This is a genomic window from Rhizobium sp. NPDC092011 (assembly GCF_044756305.1).
In the GTDB taxonomy this organism is placed as follows: domain Bacteria; phylum Pseudomonadota; class Alphaproteobacteria; order Rhizobiales; family Rhizobiaceae; genus Rhizobium.
The window spans coordinates 448,341-475,257 of sequence record NZ_JBIVSO010000002.1; the positions used below are offsets into that span (position 1 = coordinate 448,341).

A 26,917-nucleotide genomic window follows, 5' to 3' on the forward strand; every position below is an offset into this window, starting at 1 on the left:
CGGTGAAGCAGTTCGAAAGGAATGGTTATGGTTGTTCGGCGCTCACGCTCGGCTCTTTTGGCATGCACCGCGTTTTTGACCCTCGGGTTGGCGACTGCATCTTTTGCGCAGACGGCGGCCCAGAATGAAGAGGCGACGGGCGAAACCGCCAAGGGCGATCGGGTCACCAACCTGAAGCCGATCGTCGTCAGCGGCAAAGGCAAGGCGAGCAAGGATGTGCTGGCCGATTCGCCGACCGCGAGCGAGACGACTGCCAAGCAGATCGACGACAAGCAGATTACCCGCATCGAGGATCTCGGTCGAAGCACTGAGGTTGGCGTCGGCTTCAATCGCGCCACCGGTGGCGTCAATATTCGAGGCCTCGGCGACGACCGCGTTCTGACCACGGTAGACGGCATCGAAATTCCCTATCTGCTGGATGCTTCGCGTGGTGCCTCCAACGGCGCCAACGGCGGCATCAACAGCTTCGATTTCAACGCGCTTTCCAGCGTTGATGTCGTGCGTGGCGCTGATTCCAGTCGTGCCGGTTCAGGGGCACTCGGCGGTGCCTTCGTTCTACGGACTCTGGAGCCCGAAGATCTAATCACGCCCGGCTCCACCTGGGGCGGAGTCTTCAAGTTCGGCTACAATGGCGACGATCGCAGCATCGGCGGCGCTGCGGCTGTTGCGAAGCGCATCGACAATACAGCCGTTCTCTTCCAGGGCGGCTACACGCACGGTCATGAGCTTGAGAACAATGGCGATGTCGGCGGCTATTCGACCACGCGCACCGAGGCGAATCCGGCTGACTACAATCAGAGAAGTGGTCTCTTCAAGATTCGCCAATACACCGATATCGGCACATTCGGCGTCACGGCGGAGCACTACAACAAGGATAAAACCACCGATCTGATGACGCTGCAGAGCCCAGCCGGAAACTTCCGACCTGGCAACTACAATTCGACTGATAATGTCGAGCGCAATCGTGTTTCGCTCGATTACAAGTATGAAGCCGAAAGCGCCGAATCCCTGCTTGATACTGCCAATGCCGTTTTCTACTGGCAGAACCTGCTGCGTGAAGGTGGCGTCGACGGCTATCGCTACACCTCGGTCATCGGCGACTATTGGCGCAGCAATGAAATGGAAAATCGCAGCATCGGATTCAACGGCAACGCATCGAAGTCGTTCGATACCGGCAGCCTGCATCACAAGGTTACCTTCGGTCTCGACACCGCTTTCGGCAAGGTCCATCAGTACTCATCTGGTAAGGATGCTTGCGGCCCCGCTCGTTGGGCTTTCTCTTGCTCGTTCCTGCATACCAACCAGTCCGATATGCCGGATGTCGACAGCAAGCGGGTCGGCGCCTTCATCGACGACAAGATCGAGTTCGGCTCCAGCGGCTTCTCTTTGACGCCGGGCCTGCGCTTCGACTGGTACGATTACTCGCCCAAGAACACGGCTGCTTATCGCGACAGCGCCAATTATAAGGGCCTGCCCGCCGGCCAGTCGGACAGCCGCATTTCGCCGAAGCTGCGTGCCTCCTACCAGCCGCAGGACAATGTGGAAATCTACGCGCAGTGGGCCATGGCCTTCCGTGCGCCTAATGTCAGCGAAATGTACGTGAATTACGGCGTTCCGGGCGGCTACGTAAACTACGGCAATCCCAACCTGAAGCCTGAAACCAGCAACGGTATCGAAATCGGCACCAACCTCGGTGACGACGATTTCGGTGGCCATGTCGGCGCTTTCTACAACAAATACAAGAACTTCATTGACACGTCCAACCGACGCGACCCGACGGGCACCTATCCGCTCGGCATTACCGAGTATTTCAACCGTGCCAATGTCCGCATGTATGGCGTCGAAGTGAACGCGCACAAGAAGTTCGACAATGGCTTTCATATCAATGGCGCGCTTGCCTATGTGAACGGCAAGGACTCCGACACCGATCAATGGATCAACTCCGTTGCTCCCGCCAAGGCGGCCTTCACGGTCGGCTACGCCACCGAAGTCTGGGGAACCGACCTGACCTTCGTCACCGCTACCAGCGAGCCGAAGAAGACGGGCGACACCCTGCGCACCCCTGGCTACGGCATCTTCGACCTGACAGGTTGGTGGGAGCCGGAACAGGTGAAGGGGCTCAGCATCCGCGGCGGCATCTACAACCTCTTCAACAACACCTACTACGACGCGCTCAATTCGCCGTCCTACAGCGGCACGCAGACCCAGCCTGCCTCTTACTATTCCGAGCCCGGCCGGACCTTCAAGCTGACGCTGACGCAAAGGTTCTAAGCTGCCTCACCGACGCAGCAAACTCGGGCGATGCTTCGGCATCGCCTCTTTTTTTGCCCTTTTGGGGACGTATCGAGACATCGGCGCAATTGTAAATCGTATCGTTCGATGTTATCTGAAGCGCGCAGTCTTTAAACCTATTGAGAGAAAAGAGAGGAGGACCGTATGACAAAGATAGTCTGGCATATTCGCCAGTTCGGCCCGACTCGTGCCCTGCAGATGCGTTTGCAGGGCTGATCAGAGGCTGTAACTCACTCATTTCTTCTGGTCTGCCCTTTTGGGAGACGTAAGCTTGCGCAGTTTCGCGCGAGCGCGTCATGACATGTTTTCGAGCATTGGCCTGCAATGGCCAACCACATCTGCAATGCGGCAAAAGGAGCCGGCTGCGATGTCTAGGGAATGCTCGTGCAAGACCGGATAAGACCATGACTCTGATCAATCTCCGCAATTTTGGCGCCACTCTCGGTGCGCCGTTGTTTTCCAACCTCAATCTTACCGTCGATTCAGCCGATCGCCTTGGCATCGTCGCCGCGAACGGACGCGGGAAAACCACGCTGCTCAACTGCATAGCAGGCAGGCTTGAGCCGACGACAGGCGATATCACGCGGGCACGCGGTCTCCGCGTTGGTTATGTCGAGCAGTATGTGCCTGCCAATCTTCTCGATGTTTCCTTCTATGATGCCGTTCTGCGCGCGCTGCCGAAGGAACAGATCGAGAGCGAAAGCTGGCGCGTCGACGTTACGCTCGATTCCCTCTCGGTGCCGGCTGAGATGCGGGAACGGACGTTGGCCCAGCTCAGCGGCGGCTGGCAAAGGCTTGCCATGCTCGCCCGCATCTGGGTGACGGAGCCGGACATATTGATGCTCGACGAGCCGACCAACCATCTCGATCTCGCCAAGATCGCCCTCCTGGAAGATTGGCTGAACGCGCTGCCGCGCGACGTGGCCGTGCTGATCGCCAGCCACGATCGGGCTTTTCTTGATGCCGTCAGCAACCGCACGCTCTTCCTGCGTCAGGAGCAGTCGCAGGTCTATGCGTTGCCCTATAGCCGGGCACGGGCGGCGCTGGACGAAGCCGATGCTTCGGAGGAGCGGCGTTACCAGAAGGACATGAAGACGGCGCAGCAGCTGCGCAAGCAGGCGGCCAAACTCTACAATCTCGGGGTCAATTCCGGCAGCGATCTGCTGACGGTCAAGACGAAGCAGTTGAAGGCGCGTGCGGAACGTCTCGAAGATGCGGCAAAGCCCGGCTATCAGGAACGTTCGGCGGGTGCGATCAAGCTTGCCAATCGTGGCACGCAGGCGAAGATCCTGGTGACGCTCGACGACGCCTCCGTGGAGACTCCGGGCGGGACGCCGCTCTTCAAGACCGGCAAACGCTGGATTTGCCAGGGGGATCGCATTGTCCTGCTCGGTGCCAACGGCGCCGGCAAGACGCGGCTGGTCGAGATGATCCGCTCCGCCATTACGGATCAGCTCACTCTTGGGGCCATCAAGGCAACGCCCTCGCTGGTGCTTGGCTACAGCGACCAATCGCTATCCAATCTCGCTCAGGACGACACGCCGCTCGGCGTGGTCACGCGGCTGTTCGAGCTTGGCGAGCAGCGGGCGCGTACTTTGCTTGCCGGTGCCGGCATGAACATCGAGATGCAGGGCCGCCCGGTCGGCAGGCTTTCCGGTGGACAGAAGGCGCGCTTGGCGATGCTGGTGCTGAGGCTCACCAATCCGAATTTCTACCTTCTGGACGAGCCGACCAACCATCTGGACATCGATGGGCAAGAGGCGCTGGAGGGCGAGCTCACAGAAGGTGAGGCGAGTTGCCTGCTCGTTTCGCACGATCGCAGTTTCGTGCGTTCGGTCGGCAATCGCTTCTGGCTGATCGACCGGAAGCGGCTGGTCGAAGTGGATAGTCCGGAGGAATTTTTCGAAGCGGCCAGGACGCAAGACTAGGAACAGGGGATGGGCAGTGACGAACAATCGTTTCTGCCCATTGCCGAGATTGCGGCTTGCGCATCGCGGCATCTCACGCTAACAATTCCCGCCATGAACATGTCCCTGAACAACATTGCAGTTTGGTGGTGGGCACGCTGAAGCGGCCTCGACCAATCGTGTTCAAAGACGACGAGTGAGCCGCCCGAAATTTCGAGGCGGCTTTTTTGTTATATTGGCCGCCTGTCATCCGGGCCCGACAACGGAGTGAGGAACAATGGTAACGATCCTTCGGGATGATGGTGCGGAGATCTACGAGACGAAGGGCGGCATTACCGTCACCCGGCAGCGCCGGCCGACGCCCTATGCGGATGCCGTATCGTCCTACATCGACAAGCTCGACGAGCGCCGCGGCGCCGTCTTCTCCTCCAACTACGAATACCCAGGCCGCTATACGCGTTGGGATACAGCCGTCGTCGATCCGCCGCTCGGTCTTTCCTGCAATGGACGCAATGTCTGGATCGAAGCCTATAACCAGCGCGGCGAGGTTATCCTCGGCTTCATCGCGGAGAAGCTGAAGACGGTTTCAGAGGTGGTTCTCGCTACTTCGACACCGCGCCGGCTGGATCTGACGGTAAAGACGCCGGATCGTGTCTTCACCGAGGAAGAGCGCTCGAAGATGCCGACGGTCTTCACCGTCCTGCGCGCAGTGACGGAGCTATTCTATTCGCAGGCCGACGCCAGCATCGGCTTCTACGGCGCCTTCGGCTACGATCTGGCATTCCAGTTCGACGCGATCAACCTCAAGCTCGAACGCCCCGGCGACCAGCGCGACATGGTGCTCTACCTTCCGGACGAAATTCTGGTGGTCGACAACTACTCCGCCAAGGCCTGGATCGACCGTTATGACTTTGCCAAGGATGGTCAATCGACCGAAGGCAAGTCTGGCGAGATTGCGCCCGAGCCCTTCCACCACACCGACACCATCCCGCCGAAGAGCGACCATCGCCCCGGCGAATATGCCGAGCTGGTGGTCAAGGCGAAGGAGAGCTTCCGAAAGGGCGATCTTTTCGAAGTCGTGCCTGGCCAGAAGTTCATGGAACGCTGCGACAGCAAACCATCAGACATTTCCAAGCGGCTGAAGGCGATCAACCCGTCGCCCTATTCCTTCTTCATCAATCTTGGCAATCAGGAATATCTGATCGGTGCATCGCCCGAGATGTTCGTGCGCGTCTCCGGTCGCCGCATCGAGACCTGCCCGATCTCGGGCACGATCAAGCGCGGCGACGACCCGATCGCCGATAGCGAGCAGATCTTGAAGCTCCTGAACTCGAAGAAGGACGAATCCGAGCTCACCATGTGCTCCGACGTCGATCGTAACGACAAGAGCCGGGTCTGCGAGCCGGGTTCGGTCAAGGTCATCGGTCGCCGCCAGATCGAGATGTATTCGCGCCTGATCCACACGGTCGATCATATAGAAGGCCGTTTGCGCGACGACATGGACGCCTTCGATGGTTTCCTCAGCCATGCCTGGGCCGTCACTGTCACAGGCGCACCGAAGCTCTGGGCCATGCGCTTCATCGAGAGCCATGAGAAGAGCCCGCGCGCATGGTATGGTGGCGCGATCGGCATGGTCGGCTTCAACGGCGACATGAACACCGGTCTGACGCTACGCACCGTCCGCATCAAGGACGGCATTGCAGAGGTGCGGGCGGGCGCGACGCTGCTGAACGACTCGATCCCCGAGGAAGAAGAAGCCGAAACCGAACTGAAGGCCTCCGCCATGCTTTCCGCCATTCGTGATGCCAAGACCGGCAATTCCGGCAAACAGCAACGTGACGTCGCTTCCGTCGGCAAGGGCGTGAAGATCCTGCTCGTCGACCATGAGGACAGCTTCGTCCATACGCTGGCCAATTACTTCCGCCAGACGGGCGCAACGGTTTCGACCGTGCGTACGCCGGTGCCGGAAGAGGTCTTCGATCGACTCGATCCGGATCTCGTCGTGCTGTCGCCGGGTCCCGGCAATCCGAAGGATTTCGATTGCAAGGCGACGATCAAGAAGGCGAGGGCGCGCAACCTGCCGATCTTCGGCGTCTGCCTGGGGCTCCAGGCGCTGGCCGAGGCCTATGGCGGCGAGCTACGTCATCTGGCGATCCCGATGCATGGCAAGCCCTCGCGCATCCGCGTGTTGGAGCCGGGCCTGGTCTTCTCCGGCCTTGGTCGCGAAGTCACGGTCGGCCGCTACCATTCGATCTTTGCCGATCCGTCGAGCCTGCCGCGCGACTTCATGATAACAGCCGAAAGCGAAGACGGCACAATCATGGGCATCGAGCATGTCAAGGAGCCGATCGCGGCCGTGCAGTTCCACCCGGAATCGATCATGACGCTCGGCGGCGATGCCGGCATGCGGATGATCGAGAATGTCGTGGCGCATCTGGCGCGGCGGGCGAAAACGAAAGCGGCCTGAGGCGACGCCACTGGTTGCAGAATTTGACACCCCATGCACTCGGAAAAGTGCATGGGGTGTCTTCATGTCTTGAAAGCGCCAACAAACGACGGAAGACACTCGATGCTGGTGGGGGCTTTCGTTCGGTGATCTGCAGGATATTCAAAGGCGCTGTCTTCGCCGTGCTTGCCATCGTGGCACTTGCCGCGCTCGGCATCCTGGTGCCTCGGCCGCTGAGGCATGACGGCCCGGCTGAAACGGCCGCTCGCTCGCAACATATCCTCTTGCTCAGCAATCCCATCCATACGGATATCGCTATTCCCGTCGATGGCGATCTTCTCATGCGTTTCGCCTTTCTACGGACTGCCGGGCTCGATCTCGACAATCCGAACCTGCGCTATCTCGCCTTCGGCTGGGGCGGTCGGAGCTTCTATACCGAGACGCGTACCTGGGCCGATTTGAAGGCAGGCCCCGTTCTCAAAAGCTTCGCGCTCGATCGCTCGGTCATTCATGCGGAGTTGACGGGTGATATTCCCCCAACTGCGCCAGGTGTCACGACTATCAACATCGATGCCGAGGGATTGGAGCGACTCAAGCAGTTCATTCTTGCCAGTCTCGAACAGACGGACAATCGGCCAAGTCCGTTGATCGGCAGCAATTATGGATCGAATGATGCGTTCTTCGAGGCGCGGGGGTATTTCAATGCGCTGATGGGATGCAATACCTGGACTGCCGCCGCGCTGAGGCAGGCGGGTTTGACCTCCGGGCTTTGGACGTCGTTGCCCTTCATGCTGCGCTGGTCGCTGAGGCTGCATAACGAGGATGAGCGTTTCGCTGCAAGCCACGCTTTGCCTTAGCATTGTTTGACTTATGGTGGGCTGTAAATTACTCTTCGAGCGTTCCTGTGGGGCACATCGGCATTGGGCCGAAAGGGCTAGGCCCGCCCGCTGATATCACTCAGCAGGAGTCCGCCCATGCCAACCCTTGACACCTATCGCAAGCAAGCCAAGCTGCTGATGCGCTGGCACCGTGATGGTGACTATTCCATCGGTGGAAGAGTTCGTGTGCTCGACCGCTTCAAGGCATTCACGGATCGCGAGATCCTGGCGATGAAATTTCCTTTGGCGCTGGCACAGGAGATCGTTGCAGCCGAGGCCGGCCACGCAAGTTGGGCCGAGCTGAAGGCCGTTGCCGCGGGCGCACAGAAGGCGTCGGCCGATTCACCCGAACCGCCTGTTTTCAAAAGCGTCATACCGATCCTGTTCGTGCGGGATGTTGCCGCCAGCGCCACTTATTTCAGGGACAAGCTGGGCTTCGCGGAGGCTTTCCTGCACGGGTCGCCGCCATTTTATGGGGCAGTGTCACGCGATGGTATCTGGATCCACTTGCGGCTTGTTTATGAGCCGTATTTCGCAGCGGCAGCGGCCAAGGAAAAATCGCTCATTCTCGCCTCTATCGAGGTTTCGAATGTGCAGGGATTGTTCGAAGAGTTCAAAGCGAAGGGAGCCGAGTTCGCACAGCCACTCGCCAAACAGGCCTGGGGTGGCACGGACTTTCATGTGCGTGATCCGGATGGCAATGTGATCTCGTTTGTTACGTTCAGATCGTAACGCCTTGATCCGTCGAGGGTTGCCGCAGAGCGGCGCCCCTTACATCTCATCGCAATCCTGCCAGCCTTCCTCGAAGACAAGCTTGTCGAGCGGCAGACGGTTGCGCCATCCCTTCACCGCGAGTTCCGGCATGTCGTAGAGTTCGTCGACATAGCCGACGCAAAGCCAGGCGACGATCTTCACATGCTCGGGTATTCCGAGGATCGATTTGATGGCGTCTTCATGGAAGATGCTGACCCAGCCGACGCCCACACCTTCGGCACGGGCCGCGAGCCAGAGATTTTGGACGGCGCACACGGTCGAATAGACATCGGTATCCGGATTGTGCGTACGGCCGAGCACGACCGGGCCGCCGCGCTTGGTGTCACAGGTGATGCAGATGCTGAGCGGCGCCTTGCGGATGCCTTCCAGCTTCAGCCGTTGATACTGCGTGCGACGGTCACCCTCGAACATCGCGCAGGCTTCTTCGTTAGCCTGATGGAAGGCCTGCCATACGCGCTCGCGCGTCTCGCTCTGGCGGATCAGGATAAAATTCCACGGCTGCATGAACCCGACGGATGGCGCGGAATGAGCGGCCTCAAGCAGGCGCTGAACGAGATCGTCGGGGAGGGGATCGGGCCGGAATTGATCCCGCACGTCGCGTCGTGACGCTATGGCGCGATAAACGGCATTGCGCTCGGCCTCCGTGAAAGCGCCCGCGGTGACGAGATGATCCGACGCATTGGCCGAGGTCTCGGGAATAGAAGGTGCATCATTTGCACCGTTGGGATCTTTGAGAATGGACATACTTAACAATGATTTCACAAAGTGGCGGATCGAGGTCCGTACTCTCGCTTATCGGACTGAGGTGTAGCTTAGGGACGGGCCGTAGCCGAAACTATCAACACGATTTTTCGGAGGTGGACGACAATCTGGTTACCAAGAAGCGAATGCAGTTGGGTTTGCTTAGATGGTATCAGGTAGCGGACGCCCCGCTTGGGAGATGGGCAACGCCCGCTACAGGCAGTCGACCTCTCCGATTGCCGCATAAGCGGAAAGCTTGCAGGTCACCAACCCTAGAGTCAGGACCATTCCATGGCACGCTGCCCAGAAGAGTGGATCCGCGCGCATTTGTGGACGCGAAATCGATGCCTGCAAGACGGCGACGCTTGAGATGGCAATGGCGAAGAGCACTATATTCAAGGGTGGTAGATAGAGTGGCACAATTGGCCAGCAACTTGCAAAATGGTACGGGCCGGCAGTGTTGTATGCCAGCACGGCAAGCGCGAACCAGATTAGTGCGTGGAAGAATAGCTTGTTCACCCTGTGGTTCATTTGCCGCCCCGCCTTAAGCCTGATTCATCGTGTAGCCGTCGAAAGAGCGAAAGATCAACTTAAAGTTACGCAATGAGCTGGAGGCAATCACACGGGGCGGGGTTTGACCTAGGTGATTTGGAGATCCGCTATGGAGGCAGGAAAGCCTAGCGATTTTCATCGCCATCCCGGGCAACATGCCAGCGTGTCCGGTCTATAGCCCGCCTTGAAGACGCCACAAGCGCGAGCCATGCGAGTGCCGACTTAACCATTCATGTGGAGCCGGAGCACGAAAGCCCCTGGGATCCGCGTCGAAACGATCAAGGAGACCTGAGATGCCAACAACCGATGTATCCGGCCTGTCGATGCTCGGAAGCCAGACGGAAACGGCTGCCAACCCCGAATCCGCCGTTCTCGAAAAAGTGCCGGCCGGCCATGCCGGTACGGATTACGTCGTGCGCTTCACCGCACCGGAATTCACCTCGCTATGCCCGATGACGGGACAGCCCGATTTTGCCCATATCGTCATCGACTACGTTCCGAACGAATGGCTGGTGGAATCGAAGTCGCTGAAGCTCTTCCTGCATTCCTTCCGCAATCACGGCGCGTTTCACGAGGATTGCTCGATCTATATTGCCAAACGATTGGTGGAGCTGTTGGAGCCGAAATGGCTGCGCATCGGTGCCTATTGGTATCCGCGCGGCGGCATTCCGATCGATGTTTTCTGGCAGACGGGCAAGCCGCCGGAGGGCGTATGGTTGCCGGACCAAGGCGTACAGCCCTATCGTGGCCGAGGCTGATCGAAAAAGCCGCCATCCAGGGATGGCGGCTTTTTTTGTTAAGCTGGTACCGGTTCAAGCAAACGAACTATCGTCGTCGTTATTGTCGAACGAATCGTCATTGTCGTCGTCCTGAGCGTCCTGGGCAGCATCCTGCGCATAATCGGCCGCGCTCTGATCACTCTGATCGTCATTGCCGAAATAGTTGTTGTTGATGATGGTTTCCTGCACAGGCTGTTCGGCTGCGTTGGCTGCCGTGGCTCCGAAGAGGCCGCTGCCGGCATTGCCGCCGAAGAGACCGCCGCCTGTGCCACCGAGGTGCGGGCTGAAGAGGCTGGAGAGCGATTCCGCCAGCATCACGCCACCCGCTACGCCGGCAGCCGTGCCAAGCGCACCGCGCAGGAAGCTGCCGCCCGCCGAAGGTGCAGCCGCCTGTTGGCTCCAGGGGCCGGATGGCTGCGGCTGCGGTTGGCCGCTCCATGGGCCGGGCTGCTGCTGTGGTGCATTGCGCGCGTAGTCGTCATAGAGACGGCCCTGCTGCTGCGGGCTGGCGGCCTGCGGTGCGGGGGGACGCTGTTGTTGCTGGCCGCCGCCGAAGAGCGAGCCTATTCCGCCGAGGAAACCGCCGCTCTGGCCTTGCGGGTGACTGTCGGCCGCCTGCTGCTCAAGCTCATGGACGCGGGCTTCGAGCTGCTGGATGCGATCGGCCGCAGCCTTCATGCCCTGTTCCTGCATGATGACCGCCTGCGCCAGAAAATAAGGCGCATAGGGCTGGTCGCGGACCGACTGGTTGATGAAGGCCTCTGCATCTGCGTCGCGCTGGGTGCTTCCGGCCGAGCGTACGCGGTCAAAGAGAGAGGCGAGCAATTGACGTTCTTCAGGCGACATGATGGCCTCCTTGGTGATCTGTTGCTGTAAATTCGGGGCGCGATTCCTCTCGCGCTAACCTGACGTAGGATCCAATCTCGGCTTTTCAAAGCCGTTCAAGTTACATTTCGGTAATCCGCAACCATAACACCATGTTGTCAGTCGCTATTCCCGCCTTGTCTTTTTCCAGCATTGTTTTACGCATTGAGTCGCACTATGTGCGGTGAACGACGCATCTGCTGGAGAGTTGAATGAACGACGAAGACGAACAGGAAGACAAGAAGACCGAGCAGCCTTTGGGCAAGGACGCGGAGGCGAATCTTTTCAAGTCGCGTTCGATCTTCATCTATGGCGGCATCACGCAGGAGCTGGCGCAGAAGGTCTGCTCGCAGCTCGTAGCGCTCGCTGCGGCCAGTGATGACGACATCCGCATCTATGTGAATTCGCCCGGCGGCCATGTCGAATCCGGCGATTCCATTCACGACATGATCAAGTTCATCAAGCCGAAGGTTTGGGTGATCGGCACAGGTTGGGTCGCTTCCGCCGGTGCATTGATCTATGTCGCCGCCCCGAAGGAGCGCCGTATTTGCCTGCCGAACACGCGCTTCTTGCTGCACCAACCGTCTGGCGGCACGCGCGGCATGGCTTCCGACATCGAGATCCAGGCTCGCGAGATCATCAAGATGAACGAGCGCCTGAACAAGATCTTCTCGGAAGCAACCGGCCAGGCGATCGAAAAGATCGCCAAGGACACGGACCGCGACTACTGGCTCTCTGCTGAAGAAGCCAAGGCCTATGGTCTGGTCTCGCGTATCGTGACCTCGCAGGCAGACATCTGATCTAGCGGGTTTTGCTTAAACAAAACGCCCTCGTTTGCCGCAAGGCAGGCGAGGGCGTTTTTCGTTTTGGGGAGATGGAACCGATCGCTCCGGCTGAGAAAAAGGGGCTGGCGGCGGAAAGATCCGCCGCCAGCTTTCGCCACTCGAGAGGGTGCAACGTTTCCAGAGGTGGCGAACTGTTTGCCGCTGCCGGTTCGATCCGGCTGGCATCGAGCCGGAATATCAGGTGTCCACAGAGCGGTAAGAAGGATGAGCTTCCGTGCCTGCTTCGTCCCGATCCCGGTTTCGTGTCACGATGCCGGCACAAAGAGGTGCGGCACAGAGCAAGATGGCGAGCATCCAGAATGAGGCGGGCAGGCCGACATGATTGGCCACGAAGCCGACGCTTGCAGGTCCGATCAGCACGCCGGCATAACCGGTCATGGTGATGGCCGCGATGGCCAATCCCGCCGGCATCACCGTCTGTGCCCCTCCCTTGCGGAAGAGTACCGGCACGATATTGGAGGCGCCGAAGCCGATCAGCAGGAAGCCGCCCATGGCAAGGATCGCAATCGGGCTCAGGAGAAGCACGACAAAGCCGGCTACGGCGACAAGCCCGCCCCATAGCATCATCGCCCTGTCTCCGAGCTTTGCCGTGATCCGGTCTCCGGCCAGACGTCCTATCGTCATGGCGATTGCAAACAGCATATAGCCAAGGCCGCCATGGCTCGCATCGACCAGGCCCTGGGTGGTGAGAAGCAGGGCGCTCCAGTCGAGAATGGCGCCTTCTACGAGGAAGGTGATAGCAGCCAGGACAGCCAGCAACAGGACGAAGCTGCGGGGAATGACAAAGAGCGGTGCATCCTCCGAGGGAACCGTCCTCAGCAGTTTTGGCCATGCGACGACCATGGCGACCACCATCAGAACCGCACATAGCATTGTTGCGACGAAGGGGCCGGCTCCGACGGATAGCAGCAGCGTCACCAGCAACGAGCCGATAAAGCCACCGATGCTGAAAAGCGCATGAAAGCCCGACATCAGCGGCCGATCGGCACCTTTTTCGACCTCGACGGCGTGGATGTTCATGGCGACATCGAGCGATCCGAGAAAAGCGCCGAAGACCGCCAGTGCAACGCCCAGCGTGAATGGTGTGCTGGCCAAAGTCAGCGTCGGCAAGGTGAGCGCGAGACCCAAGCCGCCGGCAATGATGATGGGTTTGCTGCCGTAGCGCGCGCTCAACATACCGGTGGCAAGCATCGCGGCGACCGAACCGAGACCCAGGCAAAGCAACAGCATGCCGAGTACGCCATGGTCGACGCCGAGCCGGGCCTTTGCGAAGGGCACGAGAGGCGCCCAGCAGGCGAGACTGAATCCACCCACCAGGAAAGCCAGCCTTGTTGCCAGCCGGGTTTCCGGCCGGTCAGTTGATTGCGCAGTCATTGCTTGTCCTTCGAAATCAGGAGGAGGACGTCACGTCGCGCGGCTTGACGAGCGAGAAACCGGCAGCGATTGCGGCCTTTTCGTCGTCGTCAGGCAGGTCATCCTCGACGATCAGTCTGTCGATATCAGCTGCGCCGCCTATTCGGTGCGGCGCGCGTTCGTGAAACTTTTCAGATGTGATCAGCCCGATCCGCGATGCGCTTCTTTCGAGCAGCATGCGCTTGAAGATCGCGTCTGCATGTTCGTACACGCTGATGCCGGTTCTCGCCGAAATCGCGCAGACCCCGAGAAAGCAGCGGTCGATGTTCAGAGCGGCGATTGCGGCAACAGCCGACGCATCGACGCATCCGCCCACGACAGGATTGACCGCGCCACCGATAACAACCAGGGGGATGTCGCCGCGCTTCATGATGGCGCTGGCGATTTCTACGGAATTGGTGGCGATCGTCACGTCGAAGCCCTTCGGCAGCAGGTCAACCATTTCAAGGTTGGTGCTGCTGCTGTCGAGAAATACGAACTCCCCGCTCTCGATCATCGTCACGGCCGCCTGCGCCAGTATCTTCTTTCGAGCGGAAGCCTTGCCGATCCGGGCCGAGATGGGCTGGGAAGGCGTGAAAAGAGGAAGTGCGCCGCCATAGACGCGCCGGCATTTGCCCTCGGCCGCGAGCGCCCGCAGATCCCTGCGCACTGCATCCTCGGAGACCTCGAACTCTGCGGCGACCGATGCGGCCACGACTTGCCGCCCCTCGGCAAGGCGGGCCTCTATAATGTCGCGGCGGGACAGTGGCAATGAAGTGCTCATAAATTTGCAATATCGTGCATGAACAAGAGAGTCAATATGCACGTTCATGCACGTTTAGAATCGACCGTGAAACATGCGGCAATCGATTTGACAATCGACACCGTCATTTTGTCGCGAAACTGCACTTGCACGCCGGACGCGCGTAATGCTCCATGCGGTTTCAATCGCTCCTCGTTCGAGTCTCCGTTGCTATGCTCAAAGATTTCTCCGTTCAAAGCCTGTTCATGGGTTGCCTTACGGCATTTGTCGGCTTTGCCAGCTCCTTCGCGGTCGTCTTTCACGGCCTGCAGGTGGTGGGAGCCACGGACGCCCAGGCCGCCTCCGGCCTGATGGCGCTCTCGGTTGCGATGGGTCTTTGCGCGATCGTGCTCAGCACAGCCACCAGATTGCCCATCAGCATCGCTTGGTCGACGCCCGGTGCTGCCTTGCTGGCAAGCGGCGGGGCGATCGAAGGCGGCTTCTCGGCGGCGGTCGGCGCCTTCCTCATCTGCGGAATATTGATCGTCATTGCCGGACTCTTCCGCCCGTTCGGCCGCGCGGTGGCCTCCATCCCGGCGCCGCTGGCCAATGCCATGCTTTCCGGTGTGCTCATCGGCCTCTGTTTTGCGCCGGTAAAGGCGATCGCCTTCAATCCTGCTTTCGGCCTGCCGATCATTCTTGCCTGGATCGTCGTCGGCTCGTTCAAGCGGCTTTGGGCGGTGCCGGCGGCCCTTGCCGCCTTTGCGCTGGTTCTGGCCTTCGGCGTGAAGATACCGGACGGCGCGCTTGGTTCGATCGAGCATTCGCTGTTGCCGACGGTGGAATTCGTAAAGCCTGTCTTCACCCTTGCCGGCATCGTGTCCATTGCACTGCCGCTGTTCATCGTGACGATGGCGTCGCAGAACATACCGGGCATCGTGGTGCTCAAGGTGCATGATTACGATCCGAAGCCGGGTCCACTGTTCGCCGTAACGGGCGTATTCTCTCTTCTTGCCGTTCCCTTCGGCGGCCATGCCGTCAATCTTGCTGCCATCACGGCGGCTATGTGCGCCGGACAGGATGCTCATAGCGATCCCAAGCGGCGCTATTGGGCGGCGATCATTGCCGGCATTGGTTATGTCATCCTCGGCTTGCTCGCGAGTGCCGTCACGGCTTTCGTCGCGCTGGCGCCGCCGATCCTGATCGAGGCTGTCGCCGGTCTGGCGCTCGTGGGCGCCCTGTCGAATTCGGCACTGAATGCCTTCCAGCAGCCGGAATCGCGGGAAGCTGCGGCCATCACATTCCTCGTTACGGCATCGGGCGTTTCCTTCGGCGGTATTTCCGGTGCCTTCTGGGGTCTGGTCGCCGGCGGGTTGATGATGGCGCTGTCGCGCGGCGTGCAAATGCTGAAGAAGTGAGCAGGGGGTTGCTTCTTCGCCATCCGGCGGCTATAAGCGCGGCCATGAAGACGACTGGCGCAAAGATTTCTGAGCAGATTGCACGTGGGCGCGTAGCCTTGCGTGACAATACGCGCGCCCTCACTTCGCTTCTCCTCCTCGGCCTTACGCGCGGTTGCCGGGTCCTTTGAGGAGCGCCCGGCGGCCGAAAAGCCCGCTGGCCATCGCTCCTCGCGACTTACCCTAAAATCGACAGCATACCCGCAAAGGGTCCGCATTTATCATCGCCAAGCCGCATCCGATCGGCTAAGACGCGGGATAAAATGACGGGAAAGGAAGAGACGAGACCATGGACGCGAACAGCCATTCCCCCAAAGGCATGCCCGAAGCGACGGTGAAATACCGCGCCTATCCGCAAATCAACATTCCCGACCGGACCTGGCCGTCCAAAGTCATCACCAAGGCGCCGATCTGGTGTTCGGTCGACTTGCGTGACGGCAACCAGGCGCTCGTCGATCCGATGGGCCACGACCGCAAGGCGCGCATGTTCCAGTTGCTGCTGGACATGGGCTTCAAGGAAATCGAGATCGGATTCCCTTCTGCTTCGCAGACCGACTTCGATTTTGCTCGCTGGTGCATCGAGCAGGGCAATGTGCCCGCCGATGTGTCGCTGCAGGTTTTGGTGCAGTGCCGCCCGGAACTGATCACCCGCACCTTCGAGGCGCTGGAAGGCGCCAACAAGCCGATCGTGCATTTCTACAATTCCACCAGCGAATTGCAGCGCCGCGTGGTGTTCGCCAAGGATGTGCACGGCATCAAGCAGATCGCCGTCGATGCGGCCAAGATGATCACCGACATGGCGGCCAAGGCCGGCGGTGGCTATCGCTTCGAGTATTCGCCCGAGAGCTTCACCGGCACTGAGCTGGATGTGGCGCTGGAGATCTGCAATGCCGTCATCGACGTTGTGAAGCCGACTGCCGATAACAAGCTGATCATCAATCTGCCGTCCACGGTCGAAATGGCGACGCCGAACATCTACGCCGACCAGATCGAGTGGATGTGCCGCAATCTCGACAACCGCGAAAACCTGATCATCTCGCTGCACCCGCACAATGACCGCGGCACGGGCATCGCTGCCGCCGAACTGGCTTTGATGGCCGGCGCCGACCGCGTCGAAGGCACCTTGTTCGGCAATGGCGAACGCACTGGCAATGTCGACGTCGTCACCATGGCGTTGAACATGTTCACGCAAGGGGTCGATCCGGAACTGGACTGCTCGAACATCGAGCGCATGAAGGAAGTCTTCGAATATTCCAACCAGATGGTCATCGGCGAGCGTCACCCTTACGTCGGCGAACTGGTCTACACGGCCTTCTCCGGCTCGCATCAGGATGCGATCAACAAGGGCATGAAGGCCTCAAAGGTCGCCAATGATCCGGTCTGGGAAGTGCCTTATCTGCCGATCGATCCGCAGGATGTCGGACGTACCTATGAGGCGATCATCCGCATCAACTCGCAGTCCGGCAAGGGCGGCATCGCCTATATCATGCAGCAGGACTACGGCCTGAACCTGCCGCGCAATCTGCAGGTGGAATATCGCGAGGAAATCCAGCGCATCACCGACGAAGAAGGCAAGGAGCTACCCTCCAAGCGCATTTACGAGCACTTTATCGAGCGTTACGTGACGCAGCCCGGCGCCCGCATCCGCTTCGTCGATCACCACACCTTCGCTGATCCCGAACATAAGGGGCAGCGCATCGTTGCGGCCGAAATTTCCGACAATGGCGAGGTGAAGCGCATCGAAGGTCGCGGCAATGGACCGATCGACGGCTTTATCAACGCGCTCTCGATCTATCTCGGCGCGCCGATGTCAGTCGAGGATTATTCGGAGCATTCACTGCAGCATGGCTCCAACGCCGCGGCGATATCCTACGTTGAGATTTCCTATGAGGGCGGCAAACTCTTCGGTGCCGGCATCAATACAAACATCGTCGCCGCCTCTCTCGAGGCGATCGTCTCGGCTGCAAACCGCGTGCTCGATATCAAGGCTTCAAAGGGCTGACATTCAGCCGCAGAACTTCAACAGAGTTCGATCCCCTCGGCTATCGTCGAGGGGATTTTTCTTTGGCGATTGGGGATGTCGCAGCGGGCTGGTCAGCCGTTTCACAATAGCTTGCGGTAGACCACAAAGCCGGAGCGTTCGGCCATCTTGTCGTAAACGCGCATCGCAGTCGCATTCGTTTCGTGCGTTTGCCAGTAGACGCGAGGGGAGCCCGCCTGTCGGGCCTCTGCGTAAACAGATTCGATCAAGGCCGAGCCGACCCCCAGTCCGCGGGCGGCCTCAACGGTGAACAGATCCTGTAGATAGCAGCTGGGTTCGATGGCCGTCGTGCTGCGGTGAAAGAGGTAATGCGTCAGCCCGAGAAGCTGCCCGTCTTTTTCCGCGACGAGCGCGTGCACCGGCTCGTAGGCGTCGAAAAAACGTTCCCACGTCATCTGCGTGATGGCAGTGGGAAGCGCCGTCGCATCGAAGCGTCCGTAAAACCTGTTATAGCCTTCCCACAGGACAAGCCACTGTTCGTAGTCTTGCCGCTTCAAGGGCCGGACAAGAAAATTATCGGTCATGTGTTTCGCTCACGGAGAGAGGGAGCGGCTGGCGACTAAACCGGCCGCAAGCGAAGCCTGGAAACTTCGCGATCGTTGCATTCACGGCTTTTTGTTTGCGAGCGCGTCGCGCTGTTTCGTCAGTCGCTCAAGCTCTTCTTCCTGATCGGCGATGCGCTCCGATGTCCGCTCTTCGTCGGCTGCGCCGGAAAAGGCGGTTGCCTGCTCGATCAGTTCGCGGAGATTTTCCCTGATCACCGCTATGCGTCTGTCGATTTCCGGAATGGTCAGCAGTACGTCCGACATGTTGCAACTCCAACGAAGATGACAATGCAGTGCGATTATCGCACGGCATTATCCATCGGGCTGCCGGTGGCTGCAAGCTGCAAAGCGCGGGGAGGGCTATCAGATTTCCGAGGACACCCTGTTGGCGATCTGGTCGAGCATCGCGTCCGAGGACGGGCCGACGACGGCGTAGGTGGCACCATCGCGATACCAGGAGACGATGCTGACATCGTCCTTGATGGTTTCGTCGAAATTGCCGTTGTTCGCCACGCCGTCAGTCTTGGTGAAACAGATGGCAACGACGTCCCCGTCAAGATTCTTGTAGATCAACTGGCCCACTGGCTTGCCGCCGGCAATGAACATGCGGGCGCCTTGAAAGACCAGCCCGTCGGCAGCGAGATCCGGGAAGTTGAATTTGACGCCGACCGTGCTCGATAGCCATTTGCTGATTTCATCCAGCTCGCTCGCTTGCATCTCGACCATATGGCGCGGTTGCCGCGAATAGATGCGATGGTAGGCAGCGATGTCATCGAGCCAGTTGCGTACTGCCGTCTGTGCCGGAGTAAGGGGTGCTGCCGCAGGAACATCCGCTGGCTGCATGCCGAAGAGATAGCCGATGCCGCCGCCGAGTACAAACAGGATGAGCGCTGCAGCGAGCGATTGCCTGCCCGTCGGCGCCAGCTTGAATGAGGGGCGTGCAAGGCGAGGGGCGGCGGCGTCGCGTGATTTCGGAGGCTGCGCGCTCTTGATCGAACGCACGAGTGCGAGCGGAACCGGTTCTTTCAGAACCTCTTCGAAAGCCTTTCGGCCGACATCGGAACCATGCCGCAGTTCATCGAGAATTCGGCGCGCCTCCGGGTCCGAGGCGATCAGCTTTTCCAGCTCTTCCTTTTCGTCACGGCTCATTTCGCCATCCATAAAGGCGGACAGGCGAATTTCGAGCGGCATTTTCTTCATGTCCTGCACTGCTTAAAACCTTCGAGACGAACGGCTGTGACCTTGGGAGGCGAGATAAAGGCGGGCGCTGGAAAGCCGCGACGTCAAGGCCGACAAGGGAATGCCGAGAATATCGGCCGCCTGCTTGTAGTTATGCCCTTCGACATCGACCAGCAGGAAGACACTGGCAAGTCCTTCGGGCAAAGATGTGACCAAACGGTGCGCTTCTCCGGCTTCCACAGGATTTGGATGCAGGCCGGACGCCAATTCTCCCTGTTCGAGAGCGTTGCCCTTGGAGGCGGCGCGCAGCTTGTGACGCCTGCTCTCATCGACCCATTGATTACGGGCCATCGTATAAAGCCAGCTTTCCAGCTTGCCGAGGCCATTCCACAGATGGAACTTGGCGATGCCGCGCTGACAGATGCTCTGGACGAGTTCATCGGCTTCCGTCAGGTCGCCGGTCAGCGTTATCGCGAAACGGCGGAGTTTCGGAAGGAGGCCGACCAAATCTCGTCTGATATCGATGGCAGCTACCGGCGTGGGCATGGGGGTTCCGAAGAGACGTTGGAGGTTGTGACGAGGGCGATCTCTTCCTGCAAATCGAGGCCTTTCCCTTGGGAAGGGCGATGCGAATGGAATGATCGTCCTGTGTTGGTATGAACCATTTTCGTGCTGCTTCGCAAGCCTTCAAAAATACCCGCTCGGTTGCCTGTCATCGAGTTGGCGAGTCGCCAGCATGCCATGGATCACTCCTCAGTAAACGACATGCCCCTTGAGCGATTGCTGCAGCGAGCGGTAGGCCCAGGTGTTTTCGCCGCCGCGATCGCGGATTTCGACAAGCTGAACGCGCGCGCCCTGAACATCGCCCTGCTCGAGCAGCGCCTGGCCCATATAGGACCGCGCCAGAATGTAATTGGCATCATGCTGCAGGGCCTTGCGATAGTAGCTCATGCCAAGCTCCATACGACCGGCCTTGCGATTGGAATAGCCGAGATAGTTGAGGATGCGGGGATCGTTCTGGTCCTTGGCGAGCTTCAGGACAGTGATGGCATTCTCATACTGGCCGGCATACGCGAACTCGCGCGCGGCCCGAAACAGCTCGTCGTCGTTGAAGCCGCTTTCCTTCGGCTTCACGCATTCTTTCTTATCCTTATCCCACACCTTGCCGTCAGTGCACTCGGTCGTGGTCTTGCTCTTCGGCGGCGGGGCTGTTTCATCGCTTTCCGAGCCGGCCGCAAAAGCCTGCAGGCTGGTGGCAAGCAAAAATCCCGCAACCAGAGCGGTCATTGCGGAGTTCTTCGTCACGACCTTGAGACCCATATCATCCTCCGGGATTCCTAGATTGCGATTGTAGCTCCGCATCTTAGAAAACGCTACCGAAACGATGGGGTTTAGGATGGCAAAACGCCCTTCACGGCGCCAGAATATCGATACCGTTTGTCTCGACGCCTTCGCCCGTTGCGTCGAGATTGTAGCGTTCGGCCTTCAGCTGCCAGGCACCCGGACGGCCGGCGATCGTAAAGAGATTATATGCGGCAGGCGGCTTGAAGCCGCCAATGCTCTGAGACGCCGACGCAATACCAACGACCGGCACCGGTCCGGTATGGCCGCGCAGCCAGTGCAGGGTATTGAGATGGGTATGGCCATGGAGAACGAGCTCGGCACCACCGGTCGAGATGGCGGCCGCGAAGCGGCGAATGCCGATCATGCGCTTGTAGAAGCTGGTGGCGCCGCGGATCGGCGGATGGTGGATCATGACGACGCGGAAGAGCCCGGCATCGCCGGCGGCGCGCAGCATATTGACCGTCTCGCGCGCCTGGCGGGCCGAATAGAAGCCGCTGGCGGCAAAAGGCGGCGTCGCGACCGCAGTCGAGCAGCCGATCAGCGCGACCTGATCCCGGATCCGCAGATAAGGGAAGACATGTCGATCCTCCTGCCATTCGGCGGGAGCGCGGTCCCCCCTGACATAGGGATACCAGGCGCGCATGGCCTTCTCGTATGATCCGGGAACATAGGCATCATGATTGCCGGGAACGACCGAGGTATGCATGGGATCCCCGACCGTTTTCAGCCATGCAGCCGCCGTCTCGATCTCGATGCCGCTCGCAAGATTGACGAGATCGCCGGTCACGGCGAGATGATCGGCCTGTTTCGCCTTGATGTCGTCCAGAAGGAGGTCGAGCGTATTGCCAAAAAGATGCTTGCGCCGGTTCCTGTGCCAGTTCACAAATCCAGTAATACGTTTAGAGGCGAGCTCTCTGATCGAAAGACGTGGCAAGGGGCCTAGATGGACGTCGGAAATATGCGCGAGCTTGAACATGGGGTGAGACATAGCCCACTCCATCGCCAAAACAAATAGATGGCCGGTTCGAATAAGGGGTGGGGCGTTACGGTTTGCGCATGAGCGACAAGATTGCACGAAACGAGAAAAGTAGTGTTTGGGAGAAGCTGTTCGGCCGGGCTCTACACGTCTATTTCACATTGACCCGCAGCATGACGCTGGGCGTACGTGCCGCATGTTTCGACGCTGAAGGCCGGATCTTTCTGGTGCGTCATTCCTATATCGCCGGCTGGCACATGCCCGGCGGCGGCGTCGAACGCCACGAGACGGTGGGGCAGGCGCTTGAGAAGGAATTGCGCGAGGAGGGCAATCTCGTGATCTCGGGCGAGCCGCAGCTCTTCCACGTCTATTTCAACAATCGCACGAGCAAGCGCGATCATGTGGTTTTCTACCGCGTGGAAGTGGCGCAGACCGCGCCGCGCAAGCCGGATCGCGAGATCGTCGAGAGCGGGTTCTTTTCGCTCGGTGCACTACCGCCCGGGACGACCAATGCGACTCTTCGTAGGCTGGAAGAGCTGGAAGGGGCCGCGCGCCCTTCCAGCTACTGGTAGTCGCCGCCAGTCCGCGTGTGGCGGCGATCTTGCGGGGCTCGATCAAGCAGCGTTCGCGAGCCGCTCCCGGCCATGCGGACGATCGAAATCCAGCTCGGGGCCGATCGGAACGATGCCGGTCGGGTTGATCGCCCTATGGCTGCGGTAATAGTGATTCTTGATATGGAAGAGGTTCACGGTCTCGGCCACGCCGGCAATCCGGTAAAGGTCGCGAAGGTATCCCGGGAGGTTCGGATAGTCTGCGATGCGGCGAATGTTGCACTTGAAATGGCCCACATAGACGGCATCGAAACGAACCAGCGTGGTGAAGAGCCGCCAATCCGCTTCGGTCAGACGCTCGCCGAACAGGTAGCGTCGTGTTGATAGCCTGTTGTCGAGCACATCGAGTGTTTCGAAGAGGCGGCGGGCACCCTCTTCATAGGCTTCTTGCGTCGTCGCAAAGCCGGCCTTGTAAACGCCGTTGTTGACCGTGTCGTAGACGATGTCGTTCAGGGTATCGATTTCAGCACGGAGATCGGTGGGGTAGAAATCCTGGCGGCAGCCGGTCAGTCCGTCGAAGGCGCTGTTGAACATGCGGATAATTTCAGCTGATTCGTTATTGACGATCGTACCGGTCTGCTTGTCCCAGAGAACGGGCACGGTCACCCTGCCGGAGTAGTGCGGATCGGCTTTGACGTAGATTTCCCAGAGCGCCTTGGCGCCGAAAAGCGGATCGACCGTTCCTCCGTCTTTCCCTTTGAATTCCCAGCCGTTTTCCAGCATCAGCGGATCGACGATCGAGACGGTGATAAGATCCTCCAGCTTCTTCAGCTTGCGGAAGATGAGGGTGCGATGCGCCCAGGGGCACGCAAGCGAAACATAGAGGTGGTAGCGTCCGGCCTCCGCCTTGAACCCGCCGGTTCCGGTCGCGCCGGCGGCACCGTCAGGGGTGATCCAGTTGCGGAACTGCGAGGCGGCACGCTTGAAATGGCCCTTCGTTTCCTTGGTGTCATACCAGACATCGTGCCAGATGCCGTCTACCAACATGCCCATTGTTCTGTCCTTTCGGAATTCTGCAGAGGATGTTGCGGAAGATACGTCATAGCGGCGGAATTTCGAGGTGATAAACGATGAACACTGCGTAGCCGCGGCGAACTACCATGCCGACATTCGGGAGGGGCTGGTATTTTACGCTGCCGTCATCAAGCGGACACGATCTTGCATCAACAAATGGCAACAATCATTTTGCATTGGACGCGCCGGATATTTCCTGCTATCGGGCTTGCCACACTTTGAGGACCACTTGTCATGAAAGTCACCAGAAGCCTACGACGACGCCGATGATCCCGAACGCTCTACGAGCGCCTTCGAGAACAATTCCGTCTGTCTATCCGGTTTTCTTGGTCTAATGTACAAGCACGATTTGATCTACCTCACTGAGGATGCGTCGCACGACGCTGCCATCGAAATCATCAACGAAGAAGCATTTGGTCCCGGCCGGTTTACACGCGCCGCTGCGCGAATTCGCGAGCAGGGGCCGCATGATCTATCCCTGTCCTTCATCTGCGCCGATGACGGAGAGACGATTGCTTCGGTGCGGATGACGCCGGTATTTGCCGGCACCGTGAAGGGGCACTTGCTCGGGCCGCTTGCTGTTCGGCCCTCGCACAAGAACAAGGGTATTGGCCGGGAACTCGTGCGGATTGCCGTCGAGGCGGCCAAGCGCAAGGGTTCTGAGGCTGTCATCCTCGTTGGCGACCCGCCTTACTACTGCCCGCTCGGTTTCGAAAAAGTTGCCTATAATGCTCTGGCATTCCCAGGCCCCGTCGATCCCAACCGCGTTCTGGTCGTGCCCATTGCCGCCGACACGCATGAGCGGCTGCAGGGCACGATCGCCTGGCGGGACTATTCCATTATCGACGAGGACGAGGATTTCGACGAGATCGAGCCTCTGACGGCGATCGCGGTATAAAGTTCCTCGACGGATAGACGATGATCGCCGTGCTACAGCATCGGCACGAAAATCTGAAACGATTTTCGGAACGCCTGATGCGAAGAACAAAAGAGATAGAGCTCTGTGCTTCCGAAAGGAAAGACAGAGCCTAGACTCAGCGCGGCGATAGCTTTTTCTGCAGGAAGAAGCGGCTGCGGCCGACGGGAAAATCCGGCAACTCGCCGAAGATCGCATAGCCCTGCCGCTGATAGGCGCGTAGCGCCTGTGGGTTGAACGTATCGATCCATGCTGCGAAGCAGCCCCGTGCCGCTGCTTCTGCTTCCGCAGCATCGAGCAGCTTGCCCGCCATGCCCTGGCCGCGCAGGGTTTCCGGTACGAACAACCATTGGGTGAATAGCCATCCCCAGCCCGTATACCCCGAGATTCCGCCGATGGTCTTGCCGTCGTCGTCCCGGATCAACACCGCCAGCGCCTTGCGCTGCGATGGGCCGATATCGGCGGCATTGAAAGCCGTCAGGCCCTGGCTGATCGCCGCGAGGTCGGTTTCGGAGGGCGTGTCCGTAATATCGAATTCTGTCATCATGTTTACCGTCCTTCACGCCACCATGTAGCAGAGAAGGCAAAGAGGAGCAGGGCAAGACCGGCAAAGCCTGCGAAAAGGGGCAGGGTATTGATCCCCTTGAGCACGGTCTCATCGGTCATGCGGACGGTCAGTCGCTGGCCATCCGCAACGCGCACGGCGCCGCGAACCGGCAGGATCTGCGGGACCGTGACGCCGCCATTGGCGCCGGCGACGCGGGTGACGAGGCCCTTGGTCTTTTGCGCCAGGGGCTTCAGCGTTTCGGTGGTCGAGATCATCGCCTTGAATTCAGGAGCATCGATGGCGCCGATATGCACCAGCGTCGAAAGACTGCCATCGGTGATCTGGTAGAGACCGATTTCATCCATATGCTTCTGGCCTTCGTAGAGGCCGGGTTGCGCCTGTTTCAAGGGCAAGGTCAGCGTCTTGCCGGAGGGCGACTTGATGGTTGCCGGGCCGGGATCGTCGCCGACGGTCTGGCGCGTGACCTGCAAGGTGCGGCCGGCTGCGTTTGCCGTCAGCGCCTCTTCCTCCAGCGTCGGCTCCTTCAGCAGCCAGTGGGCGATGCGCCTGTAGAGCGATACGTGCGGACCGCCGCCTTCGAAGCCGCGTGCCCAGAGCCAGCCCTCATCAGAGAGCAGCATGGCGACACGGCCCTGGCCGACGCGGTTGAGAACCAGCAACGGACTGTTATCAGCGCCGACCATGACAGTTTGCCCTTGGGGCTTTTCGACATCGACGGTCCGGAACCAACGGCCCCAATGCGGCGGCTCGCTCTCCGATCCGTCGAGGCCACGCGTCACGGGATGTTTGCGGCCCTGTTCGGAAAGGCGCGGGTAGAACGGTTTCTCGATCATCTGACCGGTCGGCTCCGCTGGCAGAACCGAGGCGAGTGGCGTCAGCGCGATCGAATTGCCGGCCGCGTGTTCGGGACCGGCGGCCACGAGCAACGCCCCGCCATTTTCGACGTACTGCGCCATGTAATCATAATAGATCGTCGGCAGGACATTCTGACGGTCCTGATAGCGATCGAAGATGATCAGGTCGAAAGAGCTGATCTTGTCGACGAAGAGCTCGCGCGTCGGGAACGCGATCAGCGACAGCTCGTTGATCGGCGTGCCATCCTGCTTATCCGGCGGACGAAGAATGGTGAAGTGCACGAGATCGACCGACGGATCCGACTTCAGCAGGTTGCGCCAGGCACGTTCGCCCGCATGCGGCTCGCCGGAAACGAGCAGGACGCGCATGTTCTGACGGATGCCTTCGATCAGTTGAACGGTACGGTTGTTGATCGGCGTGACTTCGCCAGGGACTTCGGCGACCGAGAATTCGAGGACGTTATTGCCGGCGCGCGGCACCTTGAAGCTGAAGGGCGTATCCTGACCAGGCGTCGCCTGCAGGGTGGCAATCTCGTCGCCATTCATCTTGATGGTGACATCAGCAAGGCCGCCGGGGCTTTTGCCGTCGTCAACGACATGGAAAACCAGCTGCTGCTCCTCGTTGACGAGGCCGAAGCGAGGAGCACGGACAACTTCGATACGGCGGTCGAATTCATCCGGCTTGCCGGTGATCAGGCCATGGATAGGGGCGTCGAAGCCGAGTTGCTGGTTGACGCCCGGGATATCGTGGATCTGGCCGTCGGTCAGGAAGATCGCGGCGCCGATCCGGGCAGGCGGCACGTCCGCGATGGCAGAAGAGAGAGCGGTGAATAGCCGGGTCGAAGGGGAATCCGATTCCGCGGGGTCGCGCACCTCGACGATGCGCGGCTCTATGCGCGGGAACTGCGCCAGCCGATCCTTCAACATTGCCAAGGCATTATCCGTCATCTTGGTGCGTTCCGGCGTCTCCTGGCTGAGACTGCGGTCGACGATGACGGGGACGATGGTCGTGAGCTGGTCGCGGTCTTCCTGCATCAGCACGGGATTGGCGAGTGCGATCAGCAGGGCAATGCCGGCGAGCGCACGGATCCAGCTACCGCGCAGGCGCCGGTAGATTGCGAGAAGGGAGATGGCCAGCGTCAATACCGCAAGAGCCGATAGCACCGGCCAGGGCAGGAATGGGGCGAAACCGATATTCAT

General features: G+C 59.7%; 24 protein-coding genes. 11 read left to right on the forward strand and 13 right to left on the reverse strand.

Translation table 11 applies throughout. The annotated features are described in order from the left end of the window. Positions 1–27: 27 nt before the first annotated feature. From ACIQJ2_RS10625 to ACIQJ2_RS10645, 5 genes are all read left to right on the forward strand, one after another. Positions 28–2,271, forward strand: coding sequence for a TonB-dependent hemoglobin/transferrin/lactoferrin family receptor (locus ACIQJ2_RS10625; RefSeq protein WP_400673556.1), 2,244 nt, complete (start codon positions 28–30; stop codon positions 2,269–2,271). A gap of 425 nt (positions 2,272–2,696) precedes the next feature. Continuing rightward, positions 2,697–4,220, forward strand: a complete 1,524-nt coding sequence (locus ACIQJ2_RS10630; RefSeq protein ID WP_400673558.1) for an ABC-F family ATP-binding cassette domain-containing protein — start codon at positions 2,697–2,699, stop codon at positions 4,218–4,220. A gap of 256 nt (positions 4,221–4,476) precedes the next feature. Further along, the gene (locus ACIQJ2_RS10635) at positions 4,477–6,666 is read left to right on the forward strand and encodes an anthranilate synthase (RefSeq protein WP_400673560.1); all 2,190 of its coding nucleotides are present in this window, start codon (positions 4,477–4,479) and stop codon (positions 6,664–6,666) included. 125 nt (positions 6,667–6,791) lie between these two features. Then, positions 6,792–7,502 (forward strand): TIGR02117 family protein, encoded by a 711-nt coding sequence (locus tag ACIQJ2_RS10640; RefSeq protein ID WP_400746520.1) that lies wholly within the window; start codon positions 6,792–6,794, stop codon positions 7,500–7,502. A gap of 117 nt (positions 7,503–7,619) precedes the next feature. Then, positions 7,620–8,255 carry a glyoxalase superfamily protein gene (locus ACIQJ2_RS10645; protein WP_400673565.1) on the forward strand — a complete coding sequence of 212 codons (636 nt, stop codon included), beginning with the start codon at positions 7,620–7,622 and terminating at the stop codon, positions 8,253–8,255. 39 nt (positions 8,256–8,294) lie between these two features. Here ACIQJ2_RS10645 and bluB read toward each other — a convergent pair whose 3' ends face one another. Next, complete coding sequence (gene bluB / locus ACIQJ2_RS10650) at positions 8,295–9,035, reverse strand: 5,6-dimethylbenzimidazole synthase (RefSeq protein WP_400673765.1); 741 nt, start codon at positions 9,033–9,035, stop codon at positions 8,295–8,297. A gap of 848 nt (positions 9,036–9,883) precedes the next feature. Here bluB and queF point away from each other — a divergent pair. Further along, the gene (gene queF, locus ACIQJ2_RS10655; RefSeq protein ID WP_199142595.1) at positions 9,884–10,348 is read left to right on the forward strand and encodes a preQ(1) synthase; all 465 of its coding nucleotides are present in this window, start codon (positions 9,884–9,886) and stop codon (positions 10,346–10,348) included. 54 nt (positions 10,349–10,402) lie between these two features. Here the strand turns inward: queF and ACIQJ2_RS10660 are convergent, their stop codons facing one another. Beyond that, a complete protein-coding gene (locus ACIQJ2_RS10660; RefSeq protein ID WP_400673568.1) occupies positions 10,403–11,215 on the reverse strand; it encodes a DUF2076 domain-containing protein in 813 nt (270 codons plus the stop codon). 230 nt (positions 11,216–11,445) lie between these two features. On the opposite strand from ACIQJ2_RS10660, the gene ACIQJ2_RS10665 reads away from it, so the two are divergent. After that, complete coding sequence (locus ACIQJ2_RS10665) at positions 11,446–12,033, forward strand: ATP-dependent Clp protease proteolytic subunit (RefSeq protein ID WP_199092608.1); 588 nt, start codon at positions 11,446–11,448, stop codon at positions 12,031–12,033. A 222-nt stretch (positions 12,034–12,255) separates the two neighbouring features. On the opposite strand, the gene ACIQJ2_RS10670 is transcribed toward ACIQJ2_RS10665, so the two are convergent. Both ACIQJ2_RS10670 and ACIQJ2_RS10675 read right to left on the reverse strand, forming a co-directional pair. Continuing rightward, entirely contained in the window at positions 12,256–13,452 is a 1,197-nt protein-coding gene (locus ACIQJ2_RS10670) for an MFS transporter (protein ID WP_400673570.1), read from the reverse strand. 16 nt (positions 13,453–13,468) lie between these two features. Then, positions 13,469–14,254, reverse strand: a complete 786-nt coding sequence (locus ACIQJ2_RS10675) for a DeoR/GlpR family DNA-binding transcription regulator (RefSeq protein WP_400673572.1) — start codon at positions 14,252–14,254, stop codon at positions 13,469–13,471. A 191-nt stretch (positions 14,255–14,445) separates the two neighbouring features. Here ACIQJ2_RS10675 and ACIQJ2_RS10680 point away from each other — a divergent pair, with 191 nt between their 5' ends. Both ACIQJ2_RS10680 and leuA read left to right on the forward strand, forming a co-directional pair. Further along, on the forward strand, positions 14,446–15,630 hold the full coding sequence (locus ACIQJ2_RS10680) for a benzoate/H(+) symporter BenE family transporter (protein ID WP_400673574.1): 1,185 nt from the start codon (positions 14,446–14,448) through the stop codon (positions 15,628–15,630). 328 nt (positions 15,631–15,958) lie between these two features. Beyond that, the gene (gene leuA / locus ACIQJ2_RS10685) at positions 15,959–17,671 is read left to right on the forward strand and encodes a 2-isopropylmalate synthase (RefSeq protein ID WP_400673576.1); all 1,713 of its coding nucleotides are present in this window, start codon (positions 15,959–15,961) and stop codon (positions 17,669–17,671) included. 101 nt (positions 17,672–17,772) lie between these two features. On the opposite strand, the gene ACIQJ2_RS10690 is transcribed toward leuA, so the two are convergent. From ACIQJ2_RS10690 to ACIQJ2_RS10715, 6 genes are all read right to left on the reverse strand, one after another. Next, entirely contained in the window at positions 17,773–18,234 is a 462-nt protein-coding gene (locus tag ACIQJ2_RS10690) for a GNAT family N-acetyltransferase (RefSeq protein WP_400673578.1), read from the reverse strand. Positions 18,235–18,315: 81 nt separating this feature from the next. Then, positions 18,316–18,519, reverse strand: coding sequence for a hypothetical protein (locus ACIQJ2_RS10695; RefSeq protein ID WP_199142574.1), 204 nt, complete (start codon positions 18,517–18,519; stop codon positions 18,316–18,318). A 99-nt stretch (positions 18,520–18,618) separates the two neighbouring features. Beyond that, on the reverse strand, positions 18,619–19,446 hold the full coding sequence (locus tag ACIQJ2_RS10700) for an anti-sigma factor (RefSeq protein WP_199142573.1): 828 nt from the start codon (positions 19,444–19,446) through the stop codon (positions 18,619–18,621). 21 nt (positions 19,447–19,467) lie between these two features. Then, complete coding sequence (locus tag ACIQJ2_RS10705; protein ID WP_400673579.1) at positions 19,468–19,980, reverse strand: RNA polymerase sigma factor; 513 nt, start codon at positions 19,978–19,980, stop codon at positions 19,468–19,470. Positions 19,981–20,187: 207 nt separating this feature from the next. After that, on the reverse strand, positions 20,188–20,754 hold the full coding sequence (locus tag ACIQJ2_RS10710; RefSeq protein ID WP_199142569.1) for a hypothetical protein: 567 nt from the start codon (positions 20,752–20,754) through the stop codon (positions 20,188–20,190). Between the two features lie 91 nt (positions 20,755–20,845). After that, positions 20,846–21,784 (reverse strand): metallophosphoesterase family protein, encoded by a 939-nt coding sequence (locus tag ACIQJ2_RS10715; protein WP_400673580.1) that lies wholly within the window; start codon positions 21,782–21,784, stop codon positions 20,846–20,848. A 50-nt stretch (positions 21,785–21,834) separates the two neighbouring features. Between ACIQJ2_RS10715 and ACIQJ2_RS10720 the strand changes: the two genes are divergently transcribed. Further along, on the forward strand, positions 21,835–22,326 hold the full coding sequence (locus ACIQJ2_RS10720) for an NUDIX domain-containing protein (protein WP_400673581.1): 492 nt from the start codon (positions 21,835–21,837) through the stop codon (positions 22,324–22,326). 42 nt (positions 22,327–22,368) lie between these two features. On the opposite strand, the gene ACIQJ2_RS10725 is transcribed toward ACIQJ2_RS10720, so the two are convergent. Beyond that, positions 22,369–23,358 carry a glutathione S-transferase family protein gene (locus tag ACIQJ2_RS10725; RefSeq protein WP_400673584.1) on the reverse strand — a complete coding sequence of 330 codons (990 nt, stop codon included), beginning with the start codon at positions 23,356–23,358 and terminating at the stop codon, positions 22,369–22,371. 355 nt (positions 23,359–23,713) lie between these two features. On the opposite strand from ACIQJ2_RS10725, the gene ACIQJ2_RS10730 reads away from it, so the two are divergent. Beyond that, complete coding sequence (locus ACIQJ2_RS10730) at positions 23,714–24,277, forward strand: GNAT family N-acetyltransferase (RefSeq protein WP_400673587.1); 564 nt, start codon at positions 23,714–23,716, stop codon at positions 24,275–24,277. Positions 24,278–24,413: 136 nt separating this feature from the next. Here ACIQJ2_RS10730 and ACIQJ2_RS10735 read toward each other — a convergent pair whose 3' ends face one another. Beyond that, positions 24,414–24,839, reverse strand: coding sequence for a GNAT family N-acetyltransferase (locus ACIQJ2_RS10735; protein WP_400673769.1), 426 nt, complete (start codon positions 24,837–24,839; stop codon positions 24,414–24,416). A gap of 5 nt (positions 24,840–24,844) precedes the next feature. Beyond that, positions 24,845–26,917, reverse strand: coding sequence for a hypothetical protein (locus tag ACIQJ2_RS10740; protein ID WP_400673589.1), 2,073 nt, complete (start codon positions 26,915–26,917; stop codon positions 24,845–24,847).